General features: G+C 58.9%; 16 protein-coding genes. 5 read left to right on the forward strand and 11 right to left on the reverse strand.

Annotated elements, in window-relative coordinates; translation table 11 throughout:
• Positions 1–82: 82 nt before the first annotated feature.
• The gene (locus CLU94_RS01415) at positions 83–1,855 is read right to left on the reverse strand and encodes a ShlB/FhaC/HecB family hemolysin secretion/activation protein (RefSeq protein WP_099664316.1); all 1,773 of its coding nucleotides are present in this window, start codon (positions 1,853–1,855) and stop codon (positions 83–85) included.
• 781 nt (positions 1,856–2,636) lie between these two features.
• On the opposite strand from CLU94_RS01415, the gene CLU94_RS01420 reads away from it, so the two are divergent.
• The 3 genes from CLU94_RS01420 to CLU94_RS28290 all read left to right on the forward strand — a co-directional run bounded on the left by CLU94_RS01420 (position 2,637) and on the right by CLU94_RS28290 (position 4,229).
• Positions 2,637–3,239 (forward strand): DUF4291 domain-containing protein, encoded by a 603-nt coding sequence (locus CLU94_RS01420; RefSeq protein WP_099668114.1) that lies wholly within the window; start codon positions 2,637–2,639, stop codon positions 3,237–3,239.
• A gap of 324 nt (positions 3,240–3,563) precedes the next feature.
• Entirely contained in the window at positions 3,564–4,001 is a 438-nt protein-coding gene (locus CLU94_RS01425; protein ID WP_099664317.1) for a helix-turn-helix domain-containing protein, read from the forward strand.
• 69 nt (positions 4,002–4,070) lie between these two features.
• A complete protein-coding gene (locus CLU94_RS28290; RefSeq protein WP_180278551.1) occupies positions 4,071–4,229 on the forward strand; it encodes a hypothetical protein in 159 nt (52 codons plus the stop codon).
• Between the two features lie 55 nt (positions 4,230–4,284).
• On the opposite strand, the gene guaA is transcribed toward CLU94_RS28290, so the two are convergent.
• The 4 genes from guaA to CLU94_RS01445 form a co-directional block, all read right to left on the reverse strand.
• The gene (gene guaA, locus CLU94_RS01430; RefSeq protein ID WP_034777714.1) at positions 4,285–5,895 is read right to left on the reverse strand and encodes a glutamine-hydrolyzing GMP synthase; all 1,611 of its coding nucleotides are present in this window, start codon (positions 5,893–5,895) and stop codon (positions 4,285–4,287) included.
• 176 nt (positions 5,896–6,071) lie between these two features.
• Positions 6,072–7,532 carry an IMP dehydrogenase gene (gene guaB, locus CLU94_RS01435; protein WP_034752206.1) on the reverse strand — a complete coding sequence of 487 codons (1,461 nt, stop codon included), beginning with the start codon at positions 7,530–7,532 and terminating at the stop codon, positions 6,072–6,074.
• Between the two features lie 144 nt (positions 7,533–7,676).
• Positions 7,677–7,973, reverse strand: coding sequence for an RnfH family protein (locus CLU94_RS01440; protein ID WP_099664318.1), 297 nt, complete (start codon positions 7,971–7,973; stop codon positions 7,677–7,679).
• Entirely contained in the window at positions 7,966–8,397 is a 432-nt protein-coding gene (locus CLU94_RS01445) for a type II toxin-antitoxin system RatA family toxin (protein WP_099664319.1), read from the reverse strand. Before CLU94_RS01445 ends, CLU94_RS01440 begins: the two co-directional genes overlap by 8 nt.
• 93 nt (positions 8,398–8,490) lie before the next feature.
• On the opposite strand from CLU94_RS01445, the gene smpB reads away from it, so the two are divergent.
• Positions 8,491–8,940: an SsrA-binding protein SmpB gene (smpB, locus tag CLU94_RS01450; protein WP_034784131.1), complete on the forward strand. Its 450-nt coding sequence runs from the start codon at positions 8,491–8,493 to the stop codon at positions 8,938–8,940.
• Between the two features lie 313 nt (positions 8,941–9,253).
• Here smpB and CLU94_RS01455 read toward each other — a convergent pair whose 3' ends face one another.
• From CLU94_RS01455 to ppsA, 5 genes are all read right to left on the reverse strand, one after another.
• Positions 9,254–9,562 carry an H-NS histone family protein gene (locus CLU94_RS01455; protein WP_010397665.1) on the reverse strand — a complete coding sequence of 103 codons (309 nt, stop codon included), beginning with the start codon at positions 9,560–9,562 and terminating at the stop codon, positions 9,254–9,256.
• A gap of 634 nt (positions 9,563–10,196) precedes the next feature.
• Positions 10,197–11,141, reverse strand: a complete 945-nt coding sequence (locus tag CLU94_RS01460) for an SPFH domain-containing protein (protein ID WP_099664320.1) — start codon at positions 11,139–11,141, stop codon at positions 10,197–10,199.
• Positions 11,142–11,156: 15 nt separating this feature from the next.
• Positions 11,157–11,573, reverse strand: a complete 417-nt coding sequence (locus CLU94_RS01465; protein ID WP_099664321.1) for an NfeD family protein — start codon at positions 11,571–11,573, stop codon at positions 11,157–11,159.
• A gap of 177 nt (positions 11,574–11,750) precedes the next feature.
• Entirely contained in the window at positions 11,751–12,248 is a 498-nt protein-coding gene (locus CLU94_RS01470) for a Dps family protein (RefSeq protein WP_034752224.1), read from the reverse strand.
• A gap of 146 nt (positions 12,249–12,394) precedes the next feature.
• Positions 12,395–14,827 (reverse strand): phosphoenolpyruvate synthase, encoded by a 2,433-nt coding sequence (ppsA, locus tag CLU94_RS01475; protein ID WP_099668115.1) that lies wholly within the window; start codon positions 14,825–14,827, stop codon positions 12,395–12,397.
• Between the two features lie 152 nt (positions 14,828–14,979).
• On the opposite strand from ppsA, the gene ppsR reads away from it, so the two are divergent.
• Entirely contained in the window at positions 14,980–15,828 is an 849-nt protein-coding gene (gene ppsR / locus CLU94_RS01480) for a posphoenolpyruvate synthetase regulatory kinase/phosphorylase PpsR (RefSeq protein WP_035818186.1), read from the forward strand.
• 112 nt (positions 15,829–15,940) lie between these two features.
• Here the strand turns inward: ppsR and CLU94_RS01485 are convergent, their stop codons facing one another.
• Positions 15,941–17,143 (reverse strand): aminotransferase class V-fold PLP-dependent enzyme, encoded by a 1,203-nt coding sequence (locus CLU94_RS01485; RefSeq protein ID WP_099664322.1) that lies wholly within the window; start codon positions 17,141–17,143, stop codon positions 15,941–15,943.
• Positions 17,144–17,154: the final 11 nt, after the last annotated feature.

The raw sequence follows: 17,154 nt of genomic DNA on the forward strand, positions 1-17,154 counted from the left end.
ATACAGGGAAAGGAAAACGTCTGGCGGATGGCTGCGTTTAGTGACTTAATTCTTTAAAACTACGTAACTACATTGCTAAATATCAATAACTGGCGTTCAGGCTGAAACCGGCCGTATGACTGGCCGTACGGAAGAGTTCAGGTTTATGCACGGGCCAGCCGACAAAAGCGTCGTACTGCACGCCCAGCCATTGCCCCCGCAAGCCGACGAAGCCGCCCGTCAGGCGGCGCGCGATCAGCCATTCGGCGGATGGCCCCGATACCTCGCCATGATCGAGTCCCGCATACGCTTGCTGGCCACTGCTGCCCAGCGGCACGCCGACTTCGTTGCGCAGCAGCCAGCCACGCTCGGCCGACAGGCTGCTTTCGCCGTCATAGCCGCGCACCGTGTAGCGCCCGCCGATGGCGAAGCGGTCTTGCGGCACCAGCGGCGTACGGTTGTGCTGCGTGCGCCAGCTACCCGTGTAGTGCAGCGGCTGGCCAGCCAGCGTGAACGGCGCCGACACGGCCGCGTCGGCCAGCAGCAAGCGCATGCGCGAGGTGCCCTCGCCAAACGCTTCCTCGGGCGCCGCCAGCGCCTCCATCGCGCCCGTGCCGCGCCGGTATTGCAGGTTCACGTCCAGGGTCGCCTGGCCCATGAATTCACGGTGGCCGATACCGATTTCCCAGCCAGCCATGCGGCGGCGCTGCACTTCCACTTCCGTGTCGTCGATGAAGTTTTGCGCGGAACGCTGCCAGCCCCGTAGCGACACCGTCGTCTTGCGCGAGGCGTCGCGGTAAACCAGGCGCGACAACTTGACTTCGCGATTCTGGCTGGCGCCGCTGTAGTTGTAGTCCTGGCTGATGCCGGCCACGGACTGGTGGTAATGGCTGTCGCTGACCGTGAAGGCCAGCAGCCAGTAGGCGTAGGGAATCGAATAATGCGCCACCATGCCGGCCGTGCCGCGCGGGCCGTCGCGGTCACCGTCGACGTTCTGGTTCAGGCTCAGGTAAAACAGGTCGTTCAGGGTCAGCCAATGGTCATACGACAGGGTCACGCTGCCCTGCAGCTTGCCCGTCGAGCGCGAACCGCCATCGTCGAGGCCCAGCGCCAGGCGGAACGGCAAGCCCTGCTTCCACTGGATCTGCAGGTCGCTCTCGCCCGGCTTCGCATTGCCGCCCTCGGCCGGCATGATCTGGATATCGGCCTCGGCCGTCGGCACGCGCTTGAAGTTTTCCAGCGCCTGTTCCGTATCGCGCACATTGAGCAAGTCGCCCGGGCGCGCCGGCACGGCATTCCACCAGGTGGCGCGGGGATTCGTGCCGGGCGCAAAGCCGATCTGGCGGATGCGACCCGGTATCAAGGTCAAGGCCAGCGTACCCTTGCTCAAGTCCTGCGGTTCGGCCAGCACGCGCGTGGTGACATAGCCGCGCGCGATGATGGCGTTCTGCAGCCGGCCCATCAGTACATTGATGGCCTGCGTGCCCAGGCAGCGCCCCAGCGCAGAGTCCGGCGCACCCAGGTCGTCGCGCCCGGCGGCGGCCAGCGCCCACTGGAATTGCGCGGCGTCCTCGCCTCGCAACACAAGCTGGTCAATCGTAAAGCATGGCGATTCGCCCGCAGGCAGGCGGTTGGCGGACGCGGCCGCGGGTGCATCGAGCAGGCGCACGTCGGGAGTGCGTTCCTGCTGCTGGCGCAGGAGGCGCTCACGTTCTTGCTGGCGGATAAGTTCCTGGCTGGCATCGTCGCGCTGGCTGGCGCCAGGCGGATTGGGAAGGGGCGGTGCAATTTCAGGACGGGTCTGCGCGGACACGGCGGTACACAAAGTACTGCTAAACAAAAATACACCGCACCATGGCGTCAAGCGCAGGTGCATATGTTGCCTTAGGTAATTATTTACGTAATGAAATTATAAATTAATTATTTCTATAGGGCAACTATATTTATTTATTGAGAACTTTACCTCTTTGGTAACTACCTTTCAACTATCCAATTACCACCAGTAAGACAGGTGAGCAGGCGATGGTGCATCGACATGAGCCCATAAAAAAACCTGCCAAACAGGGCTTCAGCTAGCTCAGTCATTCCGATACACAAAGTTTCCCAAAAAAACTTACTCCAACTCGATGCTCAATGAGATAGCTAAAATTCTGCATTTTTCAAACCAATAAACTGCTGCTACCCTCGCAAATACTCTCACCGGATATATCCATCCTGTCCGATTTGTCGCGGACTGGATGGCAGAGGCAAGCCCGTTCGCTCATACGGGTCACCATACCTTGCGCTTTTCACTGCGCGAGCAAGACAGTCAGTCGAACCGTATACACATTTGAGAAACTGATGCGTACCCTATGGGCTGAGATCGGGTAAGAATACCCCCGGCCTCCACATCGCCTTGATCGGCAAGCTGCGCACCCTGCGCATGCAGCGGGACGAGGCCAAGGTCGTGTAAGATTTACAAAGCTGACCACGCTCCACTTCCGCCAGTCGGGCCATCCACCTTGCCACCATCCTGATGGACCCATCGGCATGGGCTATCAACCGGCGACGTATGGCTGGCAGCAAGGATTGCTTAGGCCACGCGCAGGAATCGGGCGGCACTGTCAGCGTTACGTTAAAACTTGCCGGGATTCTCCCTGGCTTCAACCAAGGTAACAATGCAAGATGATCAGCACCCAACATCAGCCATCCCTGAACGTCAGATCAGGGCCACCTACGACGAATCGACCATCCGTGTCTATCAGGCCTATTCGGATGTGATCGCAGATGACGCATTAACGAACGGCACATTTACTTCGCCCCCATTCAAAATGGAACGCATGACGTGGATTAAACCGTCTTTCTTATGGATGATGTATCGCGCCGGCTGGGGATTCAAAGATGCTGGTCAGCAACGCATACTGGCGATCGATATCAGTCGAGCGGGATTTGAATGGGCACTGGAGCACGGCTGCCTGAGCCACGCGGATGCGTCCATGAGCAAGGACGAATGGTCGGCGAAAAAAGAGGCATCGCCCGTGCGCATCCAATGGGATCCAGAACGGGATCTGCTGTTGCGGCCGCAAGCTCACAGAGCCATTCAGATCGGCCTCAGCAAAAAGGCGGTAGAACTTTACGTACATCAATGGATAACCAGGGTGGCGGATGTGACGCCGCTGGCCCATGCAATCCATGCGTTGCTCGCCCAAGAGAAATTTGAGGAAGCAAAGCACATGCTCCCGCAAGAAAAACCGTATTCGTCAGTATTTCATCCATCCTGAGCGCTGACATCCAGGACCTGAGAGCGAGGTCAAGCAAGGTAGCTCATGCAACGCAGGCCACCTCTTAGCAAGCTCAACTGCGTCCAGCTCCCTCCCCTGCGCGGAGCGGGGTCAGATCCGGCATCCGTACACGATCTCAACATTGACCATGCCGACCGGAAGAAATACGAAACAAGGGATGCCGCCATGCCGCTCCCGGGCGGTAAAATCATTGCTGTTGACCAAGCTGTGGCTGGCAGAACGCTCTTGCTCCTTTCATCACCGTGGAGACAGCTGCACCACAGCCAGTCATTCACGAACGGTATATATTGAAAGGCAATATGTATGTCTGGCAACACCCATGTTTCTGAGCGCCTCAAAAGCTGCCGCGAGAATCTTCGTATCTCACAAGTGCTGCTTGCCGAACTGGCGGGCATCAATCCCACGCAACTGTATCGCTATGAATCAGGCAAAGCCAAACTGCTTATGGACGCGGCAGAGAAGATTGCCGCTGCCCTCGACGTCAGCACCGCCTGGCTTATGTATGGGACGTTACCCATCGCCAGAGGGACGCAAATCGACCCGCCAGTACCGGCCGGAGGGGCGCTGATCCTGCATTTTCTGGAACTTCCCCCCATGCTTGCCTCCGCCGTGAAGCGCCTGTCCATGCAAAATGGCTGCACCGTAGAAATAGCGCTGCTGGACCTCGCGCATCAAGGCCTCGAAGCCATCCCCAAAAAAACCTTGGATTGCGCCGAGCCCGCAAGCAAGAGCGAGAAATAACCGGATCACTACCTTGCTGAGAAGTCGCGGTAGATGGAGTAGTGCAGCTCACGGGGAAATACGCGCAGCGTGATCCATGCGCTGACCTGTGTAGGTAAAAAACTGCCTGATGACTGGCTGGATTCATTGACCTGGGATCGCGGTGGCGACGTCAATGCACGCATTTCCTTGGCGCGACGGATCAACCGCACGCACATCAAAAAAATGGCCGTTGATAATTCTTTTTGAATTATCAACGGCCATCAATTTTTCACTTTAAAATCAAACAGTTAAAGCGAGCTCATCACTCCCATTCGATGGTCGCCGGCGGCTTGCCCGAAATATCGTAGACGACACGGTTGATGCCGCGCACTTCATTGATGATGCGGTTGGAGACCTTGCCCAGCAAGCTGTGCGGCAGGTGCGCCCAGTGGGCCGTCATGAAGTCTTGCGTTTGCACGGCGCGCAGGGCCACCACGTATTCGTAGGTACGGCCATCGCCCATCACGCCCACCGATTTGACGGGCAGGAAGACGGCAAACGCCTGGCTGGTCGCTTCGTACCAGTTCGCTGGCAGCGCGTCCGGGTCGACGGCCTGGCCGGCGACGAACTCGTACGGCGTGTTGCGCAGCTCTTCGATGAAGATGGCATCGGCGCGGCGCAGCAGGTCGGCATAGTCTTTCTTGACTTCGCCGAGGATGCGCACGCCCAATCCCGGGCCCGGGAATGGGTGGCGGTAGACCATGTCATGCGGCAAGCCGAGCGCGACGCCCAGTTTGCGCACTTCATCCTTGAACAGTTCGCGCAAGGGTTCGAGCAATTTGAGCTTCATGGTGTCCGGCAAGCCGCCCACGTTGTGGTGGCTCTTGATGGTCTGGCCTTTCTTGCCCTTACCTGCCGATTCGATCACGTCCGGGTAGATCGTGCCTTGCGCCAGCCATTTGGCGTTGACCAGCTTGCCCGATTCAACCTGGAAGACTTCGACGAATTCGCGGCCGATGATCTTGCGCTTTTGCTCGGGGTCGGTGACGCCGGCCAAATGGCCCATGAACTGGTCTTCCGCATCGACGCGGATGACTTTCACGCCCAGGTTCTTGGCGAACATGTCCATCACCATCTTGCCTTCGTCCAGACGCAACAGGCCGTGGTCGACGAAGACGCAGGTCAGCTGGTCGCCGATGGCGCGGTGGATCAGGGCTGCGGCGACGGACGAATCGACGCCGCCGGACAGGCCCAGGATGACGTCGTCGCTACCGACTTGCGCGCGGATCTTTTCCACCGCTTCACTGATGTAGTCGGGCATGTTCCAGTCCGACTTGCAGCCGCAGATTTCATGCACGAAGCGGCCGATCATGGCCTTGCCCTGCACCGTGTGCGTCACTTCCGGGTGGAATTGCACGCCGTAGAACTGGCGCTCTTCGTCGGCCATGGCGGCGATCGGGCAGCTCGGAGTGTTGCCCATCAGCTTGAAACCTGGCGGCATTTCCAGCACCTTGTCGCCGTGGCTCATCCACACTTTCAGCATGCCGTGGCCTTCGTCGGTGACGAAGTCGGCAATGCCGTTGAGCAACTTGGTATGGCTGCGGGCGCGCACTTCGGCGTAACCGAATTCGCGCACCAGGCCGTTCTCCACCTTGCCGCCCAGCTGGGCTGCCATGGTTTGCATGCCGTAGCAGATGCCCAGCACGGGCACGCCCAGCTCGAACACGGCTTGCGGCGCGCGCGGCGAATCGCCGTCCAGCGTGGAATTGTGGCTGCCCGACAGGATCACGCCGGCGGCGCCATAGTTGCGCACGAATTCATCGCTGACGTCATACGGGAAGACTTCGGAAAACACGCCGGAATCGCGCACGCGGCGGGCGATCAACTGGGTGACTTGGGAACCGAAATCGAGAATGAGGATTTTAGAGTGCATGGTCGGAGCTTTATTCAGGGTCAATTGCAAAACCGGCGCACTGGGCGCCGGTCTGGACTTTCGCTACCACAATAGCGTAGCTGGAAAACTGTTCAGGGCAAGGCGCAGTGCCGAAGACAGTACGAACAGTACGGCGAGGCACTGGAACGCAGCCATGGACAGTTTCTCCAGTACGCTTACTCGGAGCGGTAGTTAGGCGCTTCTTTCGTGATCTGCACATCATGGACATGCGACTCGCGCATGCCGGCCGAGGTGATTTCCACGAATTCCGCTTTTTCGCGCAGTTCGTCGATGGTGGCGCAACCGCAGTAACCCATCGATTGACGCACGCCGCCCACCAGTTGGAAGATGATCGCCAGCACGCTGCCCTTGTAGGCCACGCGGCCTTCGATACCTTCAGGCACGAACTTGTCGGCCTTCATGGTGGCGTCCTGGAAATAACGGTCAGCCGAACCATCGGACATCGCGCCCAGCGAACCCATGCCGCGGTACGACTTGTAGCTGCGGCCCTGGTACAGGATCACTTCGCCCGGTGCTTCTTCCGTACCGGCAAACATGGAACCCATCATGACGGTCGAGGCGCCAGCGGCCAGCGCTTTCGAGATATCGCCCGAGAAACGGATACCGCCGTCGGCGATACATGGCACGCCCGTGCCTTCCAGTGCTTCAGCCACATTCGAGATGGCCGTGATTTGCGGCACGCCCACACCGGCGACGATACGCGTGGTGCAGATGGAGCCAGGACCGATGCCGACCTTGACCGCATCGGCACCGTATTCCACCAGCGCCTTGGCGGCAGCGGCCGTAGCGATGTTGCCGCCAATCACTTCCACTTGCGGATACTTGGTCTTGATCCAGCGTACGCGGTCGAGGATGCCCTGCGAGTGGCCGTGGGCCGTATCGACCACCAGCACGTCGACGCCGGCAGCGACCAGCAGGTCGATGCGCTCTTCATCCTTGGCGCCTACGCCGACGGCAGCGCCGACCAGCAGCTTGCCCTGGCTGTCTTTCGACGCGAACGGGTGGGAAGTCGACTTCTGGATATCCTTGACGGTGATCAGACCGCGCAGTTCGAACGCGTCGTTGACGACCAGCACGCGCTCGAGGCGGTGCTTGTTCATCAGGCGCTTGGCTTCGGCCGTATCGGCGTCTTCCTTGACGACCACGAGTTTTTCGCGCGGGGTCATCTTGGCGGAAGCTTCCGCGTCGAGTTCCTGCTCAAAGCGCAAATCGCGGTTGGTGATGATGCCGACGACTTCCTTGCCTTTGACAACAGGGAAACCGCTGATGCCGTATTGTTCCGTCAGGGCGATCACGTCGCGGATTTTCATTTCCGGCGGAATCGTGATCGGGTCGCGCAGCACGCCGGCTTCGAAACGCTTCACGCGGGCCACTTCACGCGCCTGGTCTTTCGGATTCAAATTCTTGTGAATGATGCCGATGCCGCCTTCCTGGGCCATCGCGATCGCGAGGCGGGCTTCCGTCACCGTATCCATGGCTGCGGACAGCAAGGGAATATTCAGGGTGATATTGCGGGTCAGGCGAGTTTTGAGGGACGTATCGGCGGGCAGAACGTTGGAGTAGGCTGGGACGAGCAGCACATCATCGAATGTGAGTGCTTTTTGAAGTAGACGCATAGCATTTCCTATTGGCGCAAAAGCAGATTATACAGAAAAAAGCGCCCTCCGTCCTTGCAGCATAGAAAAGATATTTGGAAATAGCAAAAAAATGTCCCGCCAGGGCCAGCCGCCAGCCGCAGCCCTGCCCCCCTTCCAGACCCGTCAGGTCTTGGCGGGCTTGCCGCTGGCACGCCGGCGGCGCGCTTCTTTCGGGTCCGCCTGCAGCGGACGGTACACCTCGATCCGGTCATGCTCGCGTAAGACGGTGTCCAACGGCTTCTTCTTGCCATAGATGCCGACCATATTCACGGCCAGGTCGATGCCGGGGACTTCCTGCAGCAAGCCGCTCTGCTCCACCGCCTGCCCGATGGTGGCGCCTGCAGGCACCGTCAATGAGCGCAGAAAGCTGCTATCGGGCAAGGCGTAGCAGACTTGCACCTGGATGCTCACTTCAGCCATACACCGTCTCCGCGCGCTTGCAGAAGGAATCGACCATGCTGTTGGCGATCATGCCGAAGACGGGGCCGATGATCTGCTCGAGCACGCGGCTGGAAAACTCGTAGTGCAGGTCCAGTTCGATCTTGCACGCATCGTCACGCAGGGCCTTGAAGGTCCACACGCCGTCGAGGGTCTTGAAAGGACCGTCCACCAGCTTCATCTTGATGGAGTTCGGCGGCACGTTCTCGTTGGACGTGGTGAAGCTTTGGCGCACGCCGTGGTAATGTATGCCCACGCTGGCGACGACCGTGTTCTCGCCCCGCTCGCGAATCTCGACCGCACCGCACCAGGGCAGGAATTTGGGATAATCCTCCACCGCCGCCACCAGCGCGAACATTTGTTCGGCGCTATAGCCGAGAAAAACTGATTTATGTACTACTGCCATTGAAGAACCATTTGCTATGATGTTGGATACATTTGATTTTATCGCGCTTGCGCGAGACAGTAGTTTAACCGACCCGCGCACATTTACCATCTCATGACCATAGCAGACAACAGAAAAGCCTTCCACGACTACTTTATCGAGGATCGCTACGAAGCCGGCATCGTGCTGGAAGGCTGGGAAGTCAAAGCCATCCGCGACGCCCGCGTACAAATCAAGGAAGCCTACGTTGTCGTCCGCGGCGATGAACTCTTCCTGTTCGGCGCGCATATCAGCGCCCTGCCGACCGCCTCTACCCACATCCACCCGGAAGCCGTACGCACGCGCAAGCTGCTGCTGCACCGTGCGGAAATGGATAAACTGATCGGCAAGGTGGAACGCTCCGGCTATACGCTGGTGCCGCTCAACCTGCACTACAAGGGCGGCCGCGTCAAATGCGAAATCGGCCTGGCCAAGGGCAAGAAACAGCACGACAAGCGGGCAGCGGAACGCGACCGCGACGGCGCGCGCGAAGTGCAGGCGGCAATGAAGTCGCACCGCCGCTGATCCGGCACCACGCGCAGCGAGTTGCGCCAATACCACCAAACCCGGCTATATGCCGGGTTTTATTTTGCCGGTACCTGCGGCAAGCGGAAATGCACAGCGCAATGGGATGAAAACAGGAAAAGGAAGAAATACTGCGGGAACAAGACAGGCATTATCGAAAATACCATGGAGATAAGCGAATGAATCAGCGTTGCCTGCGTGGCCAAAGACGATTAATCAGGAAAGTTCCGGATGCTTGCATACTGCCTTGTACTACACCTGTACTACTCCACAGGACAAGCATCCGAATGAACGGTTTGTTAAACCTTCAGGATCAAACCTTCAGCAGATCGCGCGACTTGCCCGAATCGGTCCACTCTTTGACCCATTTCGGTTGACGGCCGCGGCCAGTCCATTGCTGCGTCGCATCATCCGGATTGCGATAGCGTACTGCGACCGTGCCGGTTTTAGCGCGGATACCGGTACCAACCAGATCTTTTACGGAAACGCCAACGCTCTGGGCGATTGCCAGGATTTGTTCACGCGCTTTGGACAGATCGTCCTGTTCGCGTTTCTTCATTTGCTTCTTGATGTCGTCCTGCAAGGTGCGCAGTTCGGACAGGGATAAGCTGGACAGATCCATGATATTTCCTTGTGTGAGTTGAAAAATATAACTGAACAGTTAAATTCTATCCAATTGTAACGCGACTGAGGTGATTTTTCTTGAGATTTGATTGTTTTTTACAATTCTCTTACCAAAAACCCGACTTCCCCGACCTTCAGATGATGTAAGTCTTCAATCCAGGGAGCGGACATCGCGCCGGACCGACTGTCTGCGCCGACTTCCCTTCCTTGTGCGATCGCGATTCAATGCAGCACCATCGGCAGTATTTATTTTGCAGCACTTTCTACCTCATTGCAATTTATAGTAATCATAAATTGCAATTCAAAATATACATGGGAGCAATACTATCGCCAATGATGCATCGGCTCCCAAACACTACCCAAGTAACCGCCGCGGATATCGGTTGAATCATCGCAATGCATGAGCAGCAGATTCTACTTCAATCAAAAAGATAAGCGTCGCACGGCAGCATATAATCCCGAAAGTGCGCACAGCATAGCATAAAGAAAATATTTTCAACATTGCCATTTAAAGCGCAGATACTCGAGCCCTGTTGCCAGCATATATTCCAGCAGCGCAAATGAAAACTGCCCGCGATATGGCGGGCAGTTTTGACGACTAACTTGCTACGAGTTTGCTATTCACCAGGCAATCAGGGAATCGCCACGCCGCTTTTCGGCTTTTGCGTTTTCACCACCTGCATCGCCGTGGCGATCAAACCGCTCATATCGCCCAGATTGGCCGGCACGATAATCGAGTTATTTGTTTTCGCCAATTGCGCGAACGCGCCCACATACTGCTCGGCCACTTTCAGGTTGACGGCATCTTCGCCGCCCGGTTCGCGGATGGCGGCGCCCACCTGGCGCAGCGCCTCGGCACTGGCTTGCGCCAGCGCGACGATGGCCGTGGCCTGGCCTTCGGCACGGTTGATCGACGCCTGCTTTTCGCCTTCCGAGCGGGCAATCGCCGCTTCGCGCTCGCCGCTGGCGATATTGATCTGCTCCTGCTTGCGCCCTTCCGAGGCGGCAATCAGCGCGCGCTTTTCGCGTTCAGCCGTAATCTGCGCCTGCATCGCATGCAGGATTTCCTTGGGCGGCGTCAAATCCTTGATTTCATAGCGCAATACCTTGACGCCCCAATTCGCCGCCGATTCATCGATGGCATTCACGATGGCCGTATTGATATGGTCGCGTTCTTCAAATGTCTTGTCGAGTTCCATTTTACCGATCACCGAACGCAAGGTCGTTTGCGCCAGTTGCGTAATGGCGGCGATATAATTCGACGAGCCATACGAAGCACGCATGGCGTCGGTAATCTGGAAATACAGAATGCCATCGACCTGCAATTGCGTATTGTCGCGCGTAATACATACCTGCGGCGGCACGTCGAGCGGAATTTCCTTGAGCACGTGCTTGTAGGCGATACGGTCGACAAAAGGCACGACGATATTCAAGCCAGGGCCCAATACCGCATGGAACTTGCCCAGGCGCTCCACCACCCAGGCATGCTGCTGCGGTACCACATTGACCGTCTTGAAGACAAATACCAATGCCAGCAATAACAAGATCAACGACATGCTTCCGATGCTTACTTCCATAATCTACTCTCCAGGTTATCCAACAATCAAACGGCTGCCACGCACGGCGCGTATGGTGTAATGGCCGGCTTGCGTATCGCTGCCGGGAATCAGTTCCACATCCCACAAGGCGCCGCGGTACATGACGCGCGCCGCGCCATCGACCCAATGCGCGACCGCCACGCTTTGGCCGATATCGAGATTGACATTCGGATCCTGCGCCGCATCGCGCCGCGCCGCCTTGCCAAAACGGCTGCGCCGCAATAACAGGGTGGCCGCCACGCCGACAATGGCGGCCGTCAGGGCTTGCCAGCCGCCATTGCCGCCCGCCAGCGCCACCAGTCCTCCGGCACTGATACCGATGGCGATCATCAGCAGATAAAACGTGCCCGTAAACAGCTCCAGGATCAATACCGCGCCAGCCGCCACAAACCAGCCTACCCATTCAGCCATGATGCCTCCATCTTTGCGAATCCGAAAATAAAAAACCCCGCAGCCTATATAAGCGACGGGGTTTAATGCGTATTACTGCCTGATATTATTCTTGCCAAACACCTATATACAAGCAGTCTAACGCAATTCCTGATGGCGTCAATAGGCAGGGGCGAATTAGCGCCGCAGGCCCGGCAATTACTCTTCCAGCAGGCTGCGCAGCATCCACGCCGTCTTTTCATGCAAATCGAGGCGCTGCGTGATCAGGTCGGCCGTCGGCTGGTCATTGGCTTTTTCCAGCAGCGGGAACAGGCGGCGCGCCGTGCGCGCGGTCGCTTCCTGTGCCGATACCAGGTGGCTGACCATGTCCAGCGCCGGCGGCACACCGTCGATTTCCTTGATCGAGGCCAGCTTGACGAATTCCTTGTAGGTGCCGGGCGCAGGATAGCCGAGGGCGCGGATGCGCTCGGCGATCAGGTCCAGCGCGGCCCACTGTTCCGTGTATTGCGTCATGAACATCAGGTGCAGGGTGTTGAACATCGGCCCCTTGACGTTCCAGTGAAAATTATGGGTCATCAGGTACAAGGTGTAGCTGTCGGCCAGCAGGCCGGACAGGCCTTCCGCAATCTTCGCGCGGTCCGCCTCGGAAATGCCGATGTCGATCTTTGCCACTTTGCTCGGTTTCTTGCTTGCCATGAGAACTCCCGTTTCAATGTATTGGTGGAATCATTTTAGCTGATCTGGCGCAATACCATCGAATACAGGCGTGCGCCGCATAGCAGGCATAAAAAAACCCGCTGCCGGGTGAGCGGCAGCGGGTTTTCAGAAGGCGGACAAGACGCTTACGCTTTCAGCGCAGCGAGCTTTTGCCAGGTATCGATCACCGAGTCCGGGTTCAGCGACATCGATTCGATGCCCTGTTCCATCAGCCAGACGGCGAAGTCCGGATGGTCGGAAGGCCCCTGGCCGCAAATGCCGATGTACTTGCCGCGTGCCAGGCAAGCCTTGATGGCCAGGGCCAGCAGGGCTTTCACGGCAGGATCGCGCTCGTCGAAGTCGGCGGCCAGCAATTCCATGCCGGAATCGCGGTCCAGGCCCAGGGTCAGCTGGGTCAGATCGTTCGAACCGATCGAGAAGCCGTCGAAATGGTCGAGGAACTGGTCGGCCAGGATGGCGTTCGACGGCACTTCGCACATCATGATGACGCGCAAGTCGTTCTCGCCGCGCTTCAAGCCATTCTTCGCCAGCAACTCGATGACTTTCTCGGCCTGGCCCAGGGTCCGCACGAAGGGCACCATGATTTCCACGTTCGTCAGGCCCATGTCGTTGCGCACGCGCTTCATCGCTTCGCATTCCATGTTGAACGCTTCGGAGAAGTCGGCCGACAGGTAGCGCGCCGCGCCGCGGAAGCCCAGCATCGGGTTTTCCTCGTCCGGCTCGTAGCGCGAACCGCCGATCAGCTTCTTGTACTCGTTCGACTTGAAGTCGGACAGGCGCACGATGACTTTTTTCGGCCAGAACGCGGCGGCGATGGTGGCGATGCCTTCGGCCAGCTTGTCGATATAGAACGCTTTTGGCGAAGCGTGGCCACGCGCCACCGATTCCACGGCCTTTTTCAGGTCGGCGTCGATGTTCGGGTATTCCAGGATCGCGCGCGGATGCACACCAATATTGTTATTGATGATGAATTCCAGGCGCGCCAGGCCCACGCCCGCATTCGGCACGGACTGGAAGTCGAACGCCAGTTGCGGATTGCCCACGTTGAGCATGATCTTGGTGTCGAGCTTCGGCAATTCGCCGCGCGACACTTCCGACACTTCCGTTTCCAGCAAGCCATCGTAGATCTTGCCTTCGTCGCCTTCCGAGCACACCACGGTGACGAAGGTGCCGTCTTTCAGCACGTCGGTGGCGTTGCCGCAGCCGACGACGGCAGGCACGCCCAGCTCACGCGCGATAATTGCCGCGTGGCAAGTACGGCCGCCACGGTTGGTGACGATGGCCGAAGCGCGCTTCATGACCGGTTCCCAGTTCGGGTCCGTCATGTCGGCAACGAGCACGTCGCCTGGCTGCACGCGTTCCATGTCGGCCGGGTCGTGGATCACGCGCACGGGGCCGGCGCCGATCTTCTGGCCGATGGCGCGGCCGGAGGTCAGCACGGTGCCGGTGCTTTTCAACTTGAAGCGCTCTTGCACGTCGGTCGCCTTTTGCTGCGACTTGACGGTTTCAGGACGCGCTTGCAGGATGTACAGCTTGCCGTCGCGGCCATCCTTGCCCCACTCGATGTCCATCGGACGGCCGTAGTGGTTTTCGATGATGACGGCGTATTTGGCCAGTTCCACCACTTCGCTGTCGTTCAGCGAGTAGCGGTTGCGCATTTCGACGGGCACGTCGACGGTTTTCACGGAACGGCCGGCTTTCGCTTCATTCGTGAATTCCATCTTCAGCAGTTTCGAGCCGATATTGCGGCGGATCACGGGCGACTTGCCTTTTTCCAGCATCGGCTTGTGCACATAGAATTCGTCGGGATTGACGGCGCCCTGCACCACGGTTTCGCCCAGGCCATAGCTGGAAGTGACGAAGACCACGTCCTTGAAGCCCGATTCGGTGTCGATGGTAAACATCACGCCAGCGGCGCCCAGGTCGGAGCGCACCATGCGCTGCACGCCGGCCGACAAGGCCACTTCAGCGTGCGTAAAGCCCTTGTGCACGCGGTACGAGATGGCGCGGTCGTTGTACAACGACGCGAACACCTGCTTCATGGCCTCGAGCACGTTGTCGATACCGACCACGTTCAGGAAGGTTTCTTGCTGACCAGCAAAAGACGCGTCCGGCAAGTCTTCCGCCGTGGCCGACGAGCGCACGGCAAACGACATTTCGGTATCGGAATCGGCCACCAGCTTGGCGTAGAACTGGTCGATTTCGGCGGCCAGGCGGGGCTGGAATGGTGTTTCCACGATCCATTGACGGATCTCGGCGCCGGCTTGCGCCAGCGAGCGCACGTCATCGATGTTCAGCCCTTCGAGGCGCTGGGCGATGCGTTCGGCCAGCGGCAAGCCGCCGTTGGCGCTATATGACAGGAAATCGCGGAATGCCTGCGCCGTGGTGGCAAAGCCACCGGGCACGCGCACGCCGGCTTCCGCCAGTTGGCTGATCATTTCGCCCAGGGAGGCGTTCTTGCCGCCGACGGATTCGACATCCGTCATGCGCAAATGCTCGAACGAGGCAACATACACCGCGTCCTTGTCTTCCTGCTGTTGCGATACTGCGTTGGTCATAATGACACCCTTACTGATGATAGAAATCTTTACGCGCGGCGCACAGACAGTCTTCTTGTTATTCTTGGCGTCGTGCAGCACAATCATACCGTTGCAGCCATTTTACCTTGTGCGGCGCAAATTGACGACGCACAATCTTGATCCGAAAACCCATGACACAAGAACCACGCCCTCCTCTGCCCTCCGCGGCCCGCACCGTCTTCTTCGTTTCCGACGGCACCGGCATCACCGCCGAGACGTTCGGCCACTCGGTGCTGACGCAGTTCGATCTGCGCTTCCGGCAGATCCGCCTGCCCTTCATCGACACCATGGACAAGGCCTACGAGGCGGCGCGCAAGATCAACGAAGCCTTCGCCACCGATGGCCAGCGCCCGATCATTTTCTCGACCCTGGTGAAGAACGACCTGTCGGCCGTGATCCGCAAGTCCAGCGGCATGCACATGGACCTGATCCAGACCTTTGTCGCCCCGCTGGAGCAGGAGCTGGGCGTGATGTCGACCCATACCATCGGGCGTTCGCACAACATCGTCGACAGCGAGGAATACAAGAACCGCATCGAGGCGATCAACTATTCGCTGGCGCACGACGATGGCCAGTCGCACAAGAACCTGTCCTCGGCCGATGTCATTCTGGTGGGTGTTTCGCGCTCTGGCAAGACCCCGACCAGCCTGTACCTGGCCATGCAATACGGCATCAAGGCGGCCAATTATCCGCTGATTCCCGACGATTTCGAGCGCGACAAGCTGCCATCGGCCTTGCTGGAATTTAAGAATAAAATTTTCGGATTGAGCATTACGCCCGAACGTTTGTCGGAAATACGCAACGAAAGACGCGCTGGAAGCAAGTATGCGGCCATCGAAAACTGCCGTTACGAGGTCAACGAGGCGGAAAAAATGATGAAACGCGAGGGTATCCGCTGGCTGTCGTCGACCACCAAGTCGATCGAAGAGATCTCCACGACGATCCTGCAAGAGATTAAGCCGAACCGCCGCGAATACTAGAACGCTTGACAAAACCTGCTGCGCGTCGGTATAGGCGGCTTGCGATGCTCACCGTACTAGAAGTACGGTTGCGCTTCTCGGCCACCTCCCCCTTCCGCTCGCTACGGTTTTGTCAGGCGTTCGTTTCGCTCGAAAGCACTGTCAGCGCGGCGACCAGTTGATCGAGTTCGCTGGTCTGCGTCGTGATGGCCACCGTGGCGCGCACGATGTCGGTATCGCCGATATTGCGCTCCACCGTGAAGATGCCAAAGCGTTGCAGCAAGGCTTGCTGCAACTGGCGCGCGCTCATGCCGTCGACGGCAAAGGCCACCAGCGCCGTGCCCCGTTTCGCATCGAGCGGCGACAACATGCGCACGCCGGGCAGCTGCGCGGCACGGCTGACCCAGTAATTGCGCAGCCAGGCCAGGCGCTCCATCTTGGCCGGCGTACCGCCCAGGTGCGCATGAAAGTCCAATGCGGCAGGCGCGGCCAGGATGGCGCCGATCGGCGGCATGCCCATGCGCAGCCGGCCGCGGATATCATCCAACGGATAATCCTCGTCGCCCAAATGCGGCTCGATCTTGTGCAGCTGCGAGGCGCGGATATACACGACACCCAGTCCCGCCGGCGCCCCCAGCCATTTGTGCAGATTGAAACCGGCGAAATCGATGCCCATCGCTTGCACGTCCACGTCGACCTGCCCCAGCGCATGGGCGCTGTCGAGCAGCACGTCGATACCGTGTTCGCGCGCCAGCGCCATGATCTCCCGCACCGGCAGTTGCTGGCCGTTGGCCGGTGTCACCTGCGACAGCAGCAGCAATTTGGGCTTGACGGCCTGGCGCATGGCTTGCGCGTAACTGGCGACGATCTCGTCATCGCTGATGGGCAAGCGCAATGTGACTTGCGTGCTGGTGACGCCACGGCGCTGCGCCAGCCAGCGCATGGCCGTGCGCATGGCCGGATAGTCGAGATTACTCCACAGCACCGTATCGCCGGGCGCCAGGCCGTGGTATTGCGTGATCAGCACCTGCATGGACTCGGTGCCGCTGCGGGTCAGCAGGATTTCGTGCGGTTCCGCATGGATCAGTTCAGCGACACGCCGGCGCAGGATATCCACATGCGTGCGCGTGAACTCGCCGCGCACGAAAGGACTCAGTTGCTCGTTGGTGTAGCGCACGGCCTGCTCGAAGGCCGCTTGCACGGGCGCGGCCATGGCGCCGAAATAGCCGTGTTCGAGATTGACGATGGCGTCCGGCGGCGCAGGATACAAGGCGGCCACCTGGCGCCACCAGGCCTCGTCGCGTGCCGCGCCGTCGGCAAGCAGGGGGAAGGACATGGCTACCCTGT

Source organism: Janthinobacterium sp. 13 (assembly GCF_002749695.1).
GTDB lineage: Bacteria > Pseudomonadota > Gammaproteobacteria > Burkholderiales > Burkholderiaceae_D > Janthinobacterium > Janthinobacterium kumbetense.